12 protein-coding genes are annotated in these 10,362 nt (G+C 57.6%); 9 read left to right on the top strand and 3 right to left on the bottom strand.

Annotated elements, in window-relative coordinates; genetic code table 11:
* Positions 1–92: 92 nt before the first annotated feature.
* The 4 genes from MDG893_RS02535 (at position 93) to MDG893_RS02520 (ending at position 3,871) form a co-directional block, all read left to right on the top strand.
* Positions 93–968, top strand: a complete 876-nt coding sequence (locus MDG893_RS02535; RefSeq protein WP_007152145.1) for a putative selenate ABC transporter substrate-binding protein — start codon at positions 93–95, stop codon at positions 966–968.
* On the top strand, positions 968–1,618 hold the full coding sequence (locus MDG893_RS02530; RefSeq protein WP_007152144.1) for a phosphonate ABC transporter ATP-binding protein: 651 nt from the start codon (positions 968–970) through the stop codon (positions 1,616–1,618). The genes MDG893_RS02535 and MDG893_RS02530 overlap by 1 nt, the downstream gene beginning before the upstream one ends.
* 17 nt (positions 1,619–1,635) lie before the next feature.
* Positions 1,636–3,102: a PhnE/PtxC family ABC transporter permease gene (locus tag MDG893_RS02525; RefSeq protein WP_007152143.1), complete on the top strand. Its 1,467-nt coding sequence runs from the start codon at positions 1,636–1,638 to the stop codon at positions 3,100–3,102.
* Positions 3,103–3,265: 163 nt separating this feature from the next.
* The gene (locus MDG893_RS02520) at positions 3,266–3,871 is read left to right on the top strand and encodes a hypothetical protein (protein WP_007152142.1); all 606 of its coding nucleotides are present in this window, start codon (positions 3,266–3,268) and stop codon (positions 3,869–3,871) included.
* Between the two features lie 20 nt (positions 3,872–3,891).
* On the opposite strand, the gene MDG893_RS02515 is transcribed toward MDG893_RS02520, so the two are convergent.
* Both MDG893_RS02515 and MDG893_RS02510 read right to left on the bottom strand, forming a co-directional pair.
* Positions 3,892–4,209 carry a hypothetical protein gene (locus tag MDG893_RS02515; protein WP_007152141.1) on the bottom strand — a complete coding sequence of 106 codons (318 nt, stop codon included), beginning with the start codon at positions 4,207–4,209 and terminating at the stop codon, positions 3,892–3,894.
* Between the two features lie 77 nt (positions 4,210–4,286).
* A complete protein-coding gene (locus MDG893_RS02510) occupies positions 4,287–4,769 on the bottom strand; it encodes a hypothetical protein (RefSeq protein WP_244264377.1) in 483 nt (160 codons plus the stop codon).
* A gap of 122 nt (positions 4,770–4,891) precedes the next feature.
* Between MDG893_RS02510 and MDG893_RS02505 the strand changes: the two genes are divergently transcribed.
* From MDG893_RS02505 to MDG893_RS02495, 3 genes are read left to right on the top strand one after another with little or no spacing between them, the layout of a single operon-like run.
* Complete coding sequence (locus MDG893_RS02505) at positions 4,892–5,812, top strand: ABC transporter ATP-binding protein (RefSeq protein WP_007152139.1); 921 nt, start codon at positions 4,892–4,894, stop codon at positions 5,810–5,812.
* A 27-nt stretch (positions 5,813–5,839) separates the two neighbouring features.
* Complete coding sequence (locus tag MDG893_RS02500; RefSeq protein WP_007152138.1) at positions 5,840–6,601, top strand: ABC transporter permease; 762 nt, start codon at positions 5,840–5,842, stop codon at positions 6,599–6,601.
* Positions 6,598–7,074 (top strand): DUF192 domain-containing protein, encoded by a 477-nt coding sequence (locus MDG893_RS02495; RefSeq protein ID WP_007152137.1) that lies wholly within the window; start codon positions 6,598–6,600, stop codon positions 7,072–7,074. The genes MDG893_RS02500 and MDG893_RS02495 overlap by 4 nt, the downstream gene beginning before the upstream one ends.
* A gap of 5 nt (positions 7,075–7,079) precedes the next feature.
* Here the strand turns inward: MDG893_RS02495 and MDG893_RS02490 are convergent, their stop codons facing one another.
* Positions 7,080–7,871, bottom strand: a complete 792-nt coding sequence (locus tag MDG893_RS02490) for an enoyl-CoA hydratase (protein WP_040474246.1) — start codon at positions 7,869–7,871, stop codon at positions 7,080–7,082.
* Between the two features lie 41 nt (positions 7,872–7,912).
* Here MDG893_RS02490 and MDG893_RS02485 point away from each other — a divergent pair, with 41 nt between their 5' ends.
* Together MDG893_RS02485 and MDG893_RS02480 are read left to right on the top strand one after the other, a co-directional pair.
* Positions 7,913–9,379: a patatin-like phospholipase family protein gene (locus MDG893_RS02485; protein WP_007152135.1), complete on the top strand. Its 1,467-nt coding sequence runs from the start codon at positions 7,913–7,915 to the stop codon at positions 9,377–9,379.
* A 4-nt stretch (positions 9,380–9,383) separates the two neighbouring features.
* Positions 9,384–10,256 (top strand): DMT family transporter, encoded by an 873-nt coding sequence (locus MDG893_RS02480; RefSeq protein ID WP_007152134.1) that lies wholly within the window; start codon positions 9,384–9,386, stop codon positions 10,254–10,256.
* The last annotated feature ends 106 nt before the right edge of the window (positions 10,257–10,362 follow it).

Genomic DNA, 10,362 nt, shown 5'->3' with positions numbered 1-10,362 from the left:
AGTTAGCGTAAATCACGGTATTCTGATGGACCTTGAGCGTTTGTTCGTGATCTGCTCCTGCTAAATCCAATCCCAACTACAAGGAAATTCAAATGGCCTTGAATCTCATGCGGAAATTGATGGTTTCCAGCCTGTTCTGTTTCGGCGCAGCGTCTGCTTCGGCCGAGACATTCGTTTTCACAGCAATTCCCGACGAAGACGAGACGAAGCTGGTTGAGCGTTTTCGCGGTGTTGCCGATTACCTTTCAAGTGAATTGAACGTAGACGTGCGCTACATTCCTGTGAAGTCCTATGCCGCTGCCGTCTCCGCATTCCGTAACAACCAGGTTCAACTGGCGTGGTTTGGCGGGCTGTCCGGGGTTCAGGCCCGCCGTCTGGTTCCGGGCTCCGAGGCCATTGCCCAGGGTGTTGAGGATCAGGCCTTCGAGACCTATTTCATCGCCAACACCAGCACCGGAATTGAGCCAGCGGATGAGCTCGCCTCCCTGGAGGAAAGCCTGCAGGGTAAAACCTTTACCTTCGGCTCCAAAGGCTCCACATCGGGCCGCCTGATGCCGGAATTCTATATCCGCGAAACCTTCGGCGAGCAGCCGGACGAGTTTTTCTCACGTGTGGGCTTTAGCGGCAACCACACCCGTACACTGCGCCTGGTTGAAGCAGGCACCTATGAGGTCGGCGCCCTGAACTTCCAGGTTTGGGAGAAAGAGCTCGCAGACGGCAATATCGACACCGACGCCGTGCAGGTGATCTGGAAGACTCCGGCCTACCCGGACTACCAGTGGACCATTCGCGGCGATGTGAACGAACGCTTCGGTGAAGGCTTCAAGCAGCGTGTAACGGAAGCTCTACTCAACCTTGATGACCAGGCGCTTCTCGAAAGCTTCCCTCGTTCCGGCTTCATCCCGGCCTCCAACGATGATTACGAGCCTATCAGCAAGACCGCGGAAGAGATCGGAATCCTCGATTGATGGCGGGATTCGACTTATCAGGCCTCACAGCCTCGTTTGGAGGGGAGCGGGTAATCGGCCCGCTCTCCCTCAAAGTCAAGGAGGGTGAACAGGTTGCCCTGGTGGGCAAAAGCGGGGCGGGAAAATCCACCCTGATGCGTTTGATCCATCAGCATGTCAATCGCAATTCGTCCCTCGTGCCTCAGGAACTGGGCCTGGTGAATGCGTTACCGGTGTTCCACAACGTATTCATGGGGCGGCTCGATCAGCATGGCAACTGGTACAACACCGTTACCCTGATGAGGCCATTCTCGCGAGACAAGGACAAGGTAAGGGAGTTGCTGAAAGCGCTGGGCATGGCGGAAAAACTGTGGATACCCACAGCGTCACTGTCCGGTGGTCAGCGCCAGCGAGTGGCGATTGCCCGTGCGCTTTATCGAAGTGCCCCCCTGCTGCTGGCTGACGAACCAATTTCCGCCCTTGATGGACCGATGGCGCATCAAGTGATGCAGTTGCTGAAAGATCGCTTTTCAGCCAGCGTGTTTGCACTTCATGATGTTGAGATGGCGCTCGCCTACTGCAATCGCATCGTTGGCATTCAGGACGGCCAGATAGCACTCGACGAACCGGCAGAACGTCTGGTCGCGTCGGACATCATGTCTCTCTACTAGCGAAGCCGATCCGTTCCATGTTCCAGTCGCCAACCGTCCGAACGAGCTTTATTTTCCTGGCCATTGCGCTGGTTGGACTGCTGTTTGCCGACATTGCGATCACTGCCTCCAATCCCTGGCGGGATCTCGGTAATTTCTTTTTCGGTGTCGTAACGCCCAACTTCTTCAGCAACGAAGGCCTGATGACGGCCCTGCTGAGAACCGTATCGTTTGCCTTTGTGGGTGTTGCTCTCGGCAGTATCAGTGGATTTCTTCTGGCGCTTGTTTATCGCTGGCTGCCGGTTAGGATCCTGTGCGCGTTTGTGCGGGCGATACACGAGCTGTTCTGGGCGCTTATTTTCCTGCAGTTTTTCGGCTTCCATCCGCTGACAGGCGTTTTAGCCATCGCTATCCCCTACGCCGGTATCTTCGCCAAGGTCTATTCGGAAATCCTGGAAGAGGCCGACCCCGAGCCTGGTCGCCTATTGCCGCCCCGTACGGGCGTCATTTCTGCCTTTCTGTACACTAAAATACCGGATTGCTGGGTGCAGCTGCGAACTTACACCGCCTACCGGCTGGAATGCGGCCTGCGCTCCAGCGCCATTCTCGGCTTTGTTGGCTTGCCAACCCTGGGTTTCTACCTCGAATCGGCGTTTTCACAAGGCCACTATTCCGACGCCGGCGCCATGCTGATCCTGTTCTACGTGCTGATAGCCACCATGCCGCTCTGGGTCAAGCCGAAGCTGTTGCCCGTGTATATCCTCGGCGCCCCGTTTTTCCTTGGCGAAGGTCTCCCGATTGTCTGGAGCAACGTCGGCCGGTTTTTCACCCAGGACATCGTGCCGTCACCACTGCGCGGTGAAGAAGGCTGGGCCGGCATGGGTGCGTGGCTGGGGGACATGTTTGTCAATCAGGCCATGCCGGGCATCTGGAATACGGTGATCCTGACCCAAGTGGCCTTGGTTGCAACCGGGATCATTGCACTGCTGGCTTTCCCGTTGATATCCACTCACTTCGGTGGGCCGGTTCGCCGTACCTCGGGGCATGTCTTCCTGGTGATTATGCGGTCCACGCCGGAATACATCCTGGCGTATATCCTATTGCAGCTATGGGGTCCGTCCATGTTGCCTGCTGTCGTCGCGCTGGCATTGCATAACGGGGGCATCATCGGCCACCTGATTGGCCGGCAGTCCAGCTCCATCCGGTTACGCTCGGATGCACCGAGTGGCCTCAGTCGATATACCTACGAACTGGTGCCCAGGGTCTACCGTTCATTCCTGGCGTTCCTGTTCTACCGCTGGGAGATCATCATGCGGGAGACTGCCATCCTCGGCATACTGGGCATCTACACCCTGGGTTTCTACGTCGACAGCGCCATCCAGAACATCCAGTTTGATCGTGCGATGATGCTGATCCTGATCACCGCATCGCTGAATATTGGTGTCGATGTGCTGGGCCGCTTTATCCGCAGGAAGCTTGCCCTGCAGACCATGCCCACCTGCTAGCTGCCTACCGCGTCACAGTTCCACGGATTACCACCGCTTTTGGCCCGGCTTCCCTTCGTGCTCAGAATACATTTGGTTACACTTCAGATAACGGATGTAACAATCTCCACCAGAACACCGCTCGGCCGGGATTTGAACAGGGTTTGAGCAAGAGGGAACACCTATGATTAGCAGCTTTATTATGCTGTTCGAAGTCGGGCTGATTGCACTGCTGCTTTTACTGGTTTTTCGCATGCTGACGTTGGTCCGAAACGATCCGTTCGTGCCCGCCTCCGTGGTAACAATGGTGGCCGGCCCCCAACATTCGGCCCAGCCTTCACTACCAGAGGTTCAACAGAAACGCTCCGTTTCCGCTCCGCAACCAACCCGAACACCCCCTTCAAACACGTGTGGGTTGATCACCCAACTGCATATCCTGATTAGTCTTCAGGACCGGGATTGCCGGGAACACGGGCTGAGTCTGGAAAGTGCACCCCAGGCGGTTCAGGAATACGCTGTTGTCTGGTTGTACGGCGCTGCCTGTGCCCTGTGTGAAAAACCGCAGCGGCATTCAGATGCGCTGCTTACCCTGGTGAGCAAGCTGGCCAGCCGAAAAATCGGTATACGGCAACCAGAAGCCATCCAGGCGCTATCGACGATGACCGGTAGTTCGACCTTGCTGGCCTTTTTCAGAAGTGGTGTAAGCGGCGCAGAGCACTGGAGCGGGCATCGTTATGTTCCCCAGGAACACAGCCTCTACTCAGCGGTTACTTCAAACGCCTTTATCTAGCGCTTAACCGGAGCAACTGCTCAACTTCGGGCTTTTGAGTGGGTGCCGGGCTCCTCCAGCGACCAGTCAACGCCAAGGTTCACGGCATCTGCGGTATCCGGGGTGCCAGCAGGGCTCCCTGTCACCTCTGGCCTGGAAAAGCTCCCATCGTCAAGGCGCTCCATCGACTCCACATCCACGGAACGTACCACGTAGCTAGTGCCCTTGCTGGTGACCCTGGTGCGGTGGCTGAGCCCAAAGATGAAACGGCAATAATCCAGTTTGAGCTGAAGCAGATCCTGTTCCGCTTTCTGGATCTTTCTTAGCAGAACTTTCTGTACGCTATCGCCGTAATCCATATGCGCTTCCCTGGACATTGTGTGGTGGTTGGTGGTTCGCTGATTTTACACAATCCTGACATACTGTCATCCCATCGTCAGGCGCGGCCCTTGGCAACAAACGTCAGTTTTACCGGCATCGCGAAGGCCTGATCCATCCCGGCCTGAAGGTCGATCCGCCAGATCATGTCTGGGTCCGTGGTGCAGAAAGGTGCGGTAAACCGGGCTTCCCAGAGCTGACCTTCACCATCCGGCGACATCCCCGCCTTGGTCATCGGAACGGGATACTCCCCCAGATACATGGACTCGCCCCGCAGCACAGCCAGCATCCGGGGCTGATTCCCGTCGGTCTTTACCGTTAAGTGATATTCCGTGCCCTGGGCCTGAACACCGCTTTTTTGCAACCGCGCATGCCAGTTTTTGCCTTTTTGTGCCCAGTGGCACGTAGTATTGAGGAGATCGCACTCAACCGTGCCCTGATCAGCCTCGGCGACATCTTCAGACATCAACCAATGCGGGCCAAAAATGCCCAACGCGACAACGCCGGCAATGGCAAGCACAGCAACAAGCGCTCTCAACACATTCACTCCTCCACGATTAAGCGGGCATTATGGGGATAATCGCTAATAAGGCAAAGCTTTCTAAATCATCACCGGTCATGAGAAAATACCGCGCTTTGATTCACCACCAACAGGACAAGCCAGTGCAACCGGACATCTCCGTCAAGCACCTAAACAAAGTCTATGCGGATGGTTTCAGGGCCCTCAACGACATCAACCTCGACATCAAGCGGGGAGAGATCTTCGCCCTGCTCGGGCCGAACGGCGCCGGCAAGACCACGCTGATCAGCATTATCTGTGGCATTGTGAACCTCTCCGACGGTGAAGTGAACGCCGCCGGCTATGACATCGTGAAGGATTATCGCAAAGCCCGGGAGAGCATTGGCCTGGTGCCCCAGGAGCTCAACACCGACGCCTTCGAAACCGTCTGGGACGCCGTTTCCTTCAGCCGGGGCCTGTTCGGCAAGGCGCCTGCACCGGACCACATCGAGAAAGTCCTGAAAGACCTTTCGCTGTGGGACAAACGCAACAACCGCATCATGTCCCTGTCTGGTGGTATGAAACGTCGCGTGATGATTGCCAAGGCGTTGTCCCACGAACCCCGCATTCTCTTCCTCGACGAGCCCACCGCCGGTGTCGATGTGGAACTGCGCCGGGACATGTGGGAAATGGTGCGCAAGCTGCGGGAAAACGGCGTCACCATCATCCTCACCACCCATTACATCGAAGAAGCCGAAGAAATGGCCGACCGCATCGGCGTTATCCGCCAAGGCGAGATCATTCTGGTTGAAGATAAATCCCGGCTGATGAGCAAACTGGGCAAGAAAGAGCTTCGCCTGCACCTTCAGAACCCGCTGGAGAATATCCCTGGTGAACTCACGCTGGAGCCGGTGGACCTTTCCGATGATGGCTACGAGCTGATCTACACCTTCGACTCCCAACAGGAGCAGGCAGGTGTAGCGCGGCTGCTGCGAACCCTGGGCGACCTGGGCATCGAATACCGGGATCTTCAGACCAGGGAAAGCTCCCTGGAAGAGATTTTTGTTGGCCTGGTGCATGAATAAAACCAACCGGTATGCGGGAGTAACGCAATGAACCTTTACGGTGTCCGAGCAATCTACAACTTTGAAATGGCCCGCATGCGCCGCACCCTTATGCAGAGTGTCGCCTCGCCGGTGATTTCCACCTCACTGTACTTCGTGGTGTTTGGCTCCGCCATTGGCAGCCGCATGGGCGACATCGACAACATCAGCTACGGTGCCTACATCATTCCCGGCCTGGTGATGCTGTCGCTGCTGATGCAGAGCATTTCCAATGCCTCGTTTGGCATCTACATGCCGAAGTTCTCCGGCACGATCTACGAGCTCCTGTCGGCACCAGTCTCCTATCTGGAGGTCGTTCTCGGCTACGTCGGTGCCGCCGCCACCAAGTCGGTCATACTCGGCGTCATCATATTGATTACCGCCAAACTGTTTGTGGACTACGACGTGCTGCACCCTTTCTGGATGTTCGCCTTCCTGGTGCTTACTTCGATCACTTTCAGCCTGTTCGGTTTCATCATCGGCATCTGGGCGGACGGGTTTGAAAAACTGCAGATTGTTCCGCTGATGATCGTGACACCGCTGGTGTTTCTCGGGGGCACCTTCTACTCCATCGAAATGTTGCCGGAGATCTGGCAGACCATCAGCCTGTTCAATCCGGTGGTGTACCTGATCAGCGGCTTCCGCTGGGCATTCTACGGTGTGTCTGACGTGCATGTGGGTATCAGCGTGGGTATGACACTGCTGTTTCTGACGGCGTGCATGGTCGCGGTGTGGTGGATCTTCAAGACTGGCTACCGGCTGCGGTCGTGAAAGCCCTGCTGGTTTGCCTTGCGCTGTTATTCTCCGGTTGCCTGGCAGCAGTCCCGGATAACGACGCCTTGCCGGTGGAACAGGCTTGCCTGATGTCCGCCGGGCAGGCGGTGCCTATCACGGTGGAAGTGGCGCGCACGTCAGCCGAACGCAGCCGCGGGTTGATGGGCAGGGAGAGGCTGGCGCCAAACGCCGGCATGCTGTTCGTCTACAACTACCAGCGCCGTGCCGACCACGGCTTCTGGATGTACCGCACGCTAATTCCACTGGATATTGCCTACCTGGACCGCGACGGCGTCATCGGCGCCATTCGCCACATGGTGCCCTGCCCGTCGGGCCAGGGACGGGACTGCCCCACCTATGAAGCCGGCGTCCCGTTTTATCGTGCCCTGGAAATGAACCAGGGCTATTTCGAAAGCCAGGGCATTGGCGTGGGAGATCGGCTCTCCCTGAATGCATCAGACTGCCGTTAGCCGCCCTACTCGTCCTTCCATTCCGGTTTGCGCTTGTCCAGAAATGCGCAAATGCCTTCGTGGGCATCGGCCGCCTGCAGGTTCTTTGCCATCACTTCCGACGTAAAGTCGTAGGCCTCGGCCAGTCCCATCTCCAGTTGTTGATAGAACGCCTCCTTGCCAATTTTCAGGGTATGGCCGGATTTACCGGCGATGGTAGCGGCCAGGCGGTAAACGGTTTCATCGAGCACCTGTTCATCCACCACTCGGTTCACCAGCCCGATCTGCTCTGCCTTCAGAGCGCCGACCATCTCGCCGGTTAACAGCATTTCCATCGCCTGCTTGCGCGACACGTTGCGTGACAATGCCACCATGGGGGTGGAGCAAAACAGGCCGATGTTAACGCCAGGCGTGGCAAAGCGCGCGGTATCGGCTGCTACCGCCAGATCGCAACTGGCCACCAACTGGCAACCGGCAGCGGTCGCCACACCAGCCACACGTGCAATTACCGGTTTCGGCAGGTTCACAATCTGCTGCATCACCTTGCTGCACTGGTTGAACAGTTTCAGTTGGAATTCATGGCTATCGAGCTGGTCGCGGATTTCCCGCAGGTCATGCCCGGCGCAGAACACCTGCCCCGCGGCCGCGATCACCACCACCCGCGTGTCCGCATCATCTGAAACAGATTCCAGTTCGGCGGAAAGCGCTTCCAGCATGGCCATGGACAGGCTGTTGCGGCGCTCCGGCTGATTCAGTGTCAGTGTGGTAATTCCGTTTTCGGAGTATTTCTTTATCAACACCTCGGTTTGCTCGGTCATCATGCCCCCCCACTTCGTTTTCCTGATGTATCCTTTATCCCATGAGAGATACAAAGAAACAACGCCGGGAACTGGAAAAGCAACTCTCCGAAGCCTCTTCCTACAAGCACTGGCTCGCCACCGCCACAAACCTGGATGAACTGGAGGGAACGCTGGCGTGGCGGGAAGAGGACGGCTGCGAACTGCTCCACGAAGCTCTGATTCGCGACCACATCACGGCCATGAAACGCTGTCGCGACAAGGGCGATACCCGTGCGCTGACGCGGGTGCTACAGGAAAGCCTTTATCGCCACTTGGGTGAGATTGGCAACCCTGACCTATACGCCATCGCCTGGAGCGGCACCAAAGTCCTTGTCAGTGATTTCCTGGATGAAGTGGAACGTTCCATGAACTTCATCTGCGACAACCCCATGCCGGGCGTATCCGACCAGCAAAAACTGCGCCTGTTCCGGGATGCCGAGCGAGTGTACGGCCGCCCGGCCCTGATGCTGAGTGGTGGGGCCGCTTTTGGGATCTATCATATTGGTGTTACCCGCGCACTCTGGCAGGAAGGCCTGCTTCCGGACGTGATAGCCGGCTCCAGCATGGGGTCGATTGTGGCCGGCGCCATCTGTACCCGGAACAATCACGAGCTCGAACGCTTTTTCAACGAACCCGGTGAGATCCACCTCGACGCCTTCCGCTGGCTTGAACCCAAACGCATCTGGCAAAAGCGCCACGCCATGGACCAATTCCAGTTGCTCCACCACATTCGCACCAACATCGGCCGCACCAGTTTTCAGGAAGCAGCGGAACGAAGCGGCCGCACCCTGAACATCTCGGTGTCTCCGACCCGTACCCGCCAGAAACCCCGCCTGTTGAACAACCTGGCCTCACCGGAGGTACTGGTGGATTCCGCCATCCTGGCGTCCTGTGCGGTCCCTGGCATCTACCCACCGGTTACGCTCCAGGCCAGGGACAAGGATAGGGGCGAGAAAGGGGGTAAGCCTTATATGCCAACAGAACGATGGATCGACGGCAGCGTTCATGGCGACCTGCCACTGATGCGCATGGCCCGCCTGCACAACGTCAATCGCACCATTGTCAGCCAGGCGAATCCCCACGTGTTGCCCTTTATCAGCCATCATCACCAGCGCGGGCCCGGCGCGTCCGCCAAACAGGCGGCAGCATCGCTAATGCACGCACAGGTAGCGACAACACTGAAGCTCACCCGCAACAGTTGGTCGTCAACGGTATTACGGCCTTTGCTGGAACAGGCTCATGCCATGGCCACGCAGACCTACCTGGGGGACATCAACGTTCAGTTCCCGTTCAAGCCGCTGCTGTATCGCAAGATATTGTCCAATCCCAACAAGGAAGACCTGGAAATGTTCATCCGGCTTGGGGAGCAGGCCACCTGGCCACGAATGGCCATGATTCGCGACCAGACACGCATCAGCCGTACGTTCAGCGACTGTATTGCCCGGCTTGAGAAAGCCTGTGCCGCCAACGACAACGCGGCGGAGTAGCGGCTTGCAGTCTACACGCATCAAGGGCCTGACCATTGCCGCACTGGGGGTGCTGTTCATCGTGCCGGACGCGCTGCTGGTCAAGATTACGTCTGTGGAGCCGGTGGTGTTTCTGTTCTGGCGCGGCCTGTTGCTGGCATTCAGCTTTCTGGTGATCAGTTCGGTCCGTTACCGAGCCCGCCTGGGGGCTGAGATCCGTCGATGCGGCTGGAAAGGGGTATTCTGCGCCGTCGCCTTCGGGTTAAGCCAACTGGGTTTTGTGATGGGCATGAAAAACACCGCTGCTGGCAACGTGCTGGTCATCCTTAATACTTCGCCGGTCATTGCCGCACTCATCGCCTGGCTGGTCTGGAAAGAAGCCCTGCCGTGGCGAACCTGGATGGTCATCCTCGTGTGCGTGGCCGGCGCCACCCTGATGGCCCTGGGAGAATGGGGCCGTGGTGATCCGTTGGGGCTGATCATGGCGGGCGTAGCAGCAACCGCTCTGGCATTGAATCTCAACGTGGCGCGCTCAAAGCCGGGCAGCGATATGAGCGTTGTACTGATGTTCGGCGCGCTGCTCGTTGCCGGCACCGCAGCGCTTATGGGTGGCGCAGTGATGCTCTCTCTCCGGGACGCCCTGTTTATCGCCCTGCTCTGCCTGTTCTTCCTGCCGGTGGCCTGCGTGCTGATCCAGATCAGCCCACGCTACATACCGGCCGCAGAAGTCAGCCTGATGCTGTTACTGGAGACCATACTGGGCTCTTTTCTGGTGTGGCTGTTTCTTGGCGAGGTGCCCACCACCCTGAGCCTGATCGGCGGTGCCATTGTCTTCTCCGCATTGGTGGCCCATGGCTGGATAGAGGTAAAACGCTATCGACAAACCCGGACGGTCTGACACATCCGTTGATGTACGGACATTCCCCGCCGATTTGTAAGCCACCCAAGACGCAGGGCGGCAAAAACTGGATAATGGCCGTCCGGCTTTTGAAAGCCCGCTCAAT

The organism is Marinobacter algicola DG893 (assembly GCF_000170835.1).
GTDB lineage: Bacteria > Pseudomonadota > Gammaproteobacteria > Pseudomonadales > Oleiphilaceae > Marinobacter > Marinobacter algicola.
This window is presented reverse-complemented; position numbering and strand designations above follow the sequence as displayed.

Bases quoted from the DNA above. Each gene is read 5' to 3' on its own strand.
- MDG893_RS02535 (WP_007152145.1), top strand. From the start codon at position 93: ATGGCCTTGAATCTCATGCGGAAATTGATGGTTTCCAGCCTGTTCTGT.
- MDG893_RS02530 (WP_007152144.1), top strand. From the start codon at position 968: ATGGCGGGATTCGACTTATCAGGCCTCACAGCCTCGTTTGGAGGGGAG.
- MDG893_RS02525 (WP_007152143.1), top strand. From the start codon at position 1,636: ATGTTCCAGTCGCCAACCGTCCGAACGAGCTTTATTTTCCTGGCCATT.
- MDG893_RS02520 (WP_007152142.1), top strand. From the start codon at position 3,266: ATGATTAGCAGCTTTATTATGCTGTTCGAAGTCGGGCTGATTGCACTG.
- MDG893_RS02515 (WP_007152141.1), bottom strand. From the start codon at position 4,209: ATGGATTACGGCGATAGCGTACAGAAAGTTCTGCTAAGAAAGATCCAG.
- MDG893_RS02500 (WP_007152138.1), top strand. From the start codon at position 5,840: ATGAACCTTTACGGTGTCCGAGCAATCTACAACTTTGAAATGGCCCGC.
- MDG893_RS02490 (WP_040474246.1), bottom strand. From the start codon at position 7,871: ATGACCGAGCAAACCGAGGTGTTGATAAAGAAATACTCCGAAAACGGA.
- MDG893_RS02485 (WP_007152135.1), top strand. From the start codon at position 7,913: ATGAGAGATACAAAGAAACAACGCCGGGAACTGGAAAAGCAACTCTCC.